The organism is Gilvimarinus gilvus (assembly GCF_030518155.1).
GTDB lineage: Bacteria > Pseudomonadota > Gammaproteobacteria > Pseudomonadales > Cellvibrionaceae > Gilvimarinus > Gilvimarinus gilvus.
On record NZ_JAULRU010000155.1, the window covers coordinates 1 to 373 of the forward strand.

The window sequence follows — 373 nt, forward strand, 5'->3', positions numbered from 1 at the left end:
CTATTACTTAATTTCTGTAATAAACTCTTCTTTAGGTTGACGAACTTTTTTTAATGGAAATAACCAATCCTCTTCTATTTGTCTTTTGCCTAGAGCTAAAAGAACAACTGATCTTAATCCTTTTTCCTTTAATTTCAAAAATTCATCTATTCCTTCTTTACTAAATCCTTCCATTGGCGTAGCATCTACTCCTAGTTCTGCTGCTGCGGCAATTGCCATTCCAAAAGATATATGTGCTTGTTTAGCAGTGTGATGGTACTGTTCTTCTTCAGAAAATGTACTGAATAACTGTTTTAGACCTTCTACTGTGTCTGCTGTTTTTTCATTAGAAATACCTCGTTCTGAATTTGTATAATTATATACTTCATCAACT

Annotated in this window: 1 protein-coding gene; it reads right to left on the reverse strand. The window is 32.7% G+C overall.

Going from position 1 to position 373, the window contains the following annotated elements:
- Positions 1-3: 3 nt before the first annotated feature.
- A partial coding sequence (locus tag QWI17_RS01235; protein WP_302720673.1) for a nitroreductase family protein occupies positions 4-373 on the reverse strand: 370 nt, incomplete at its 5' end.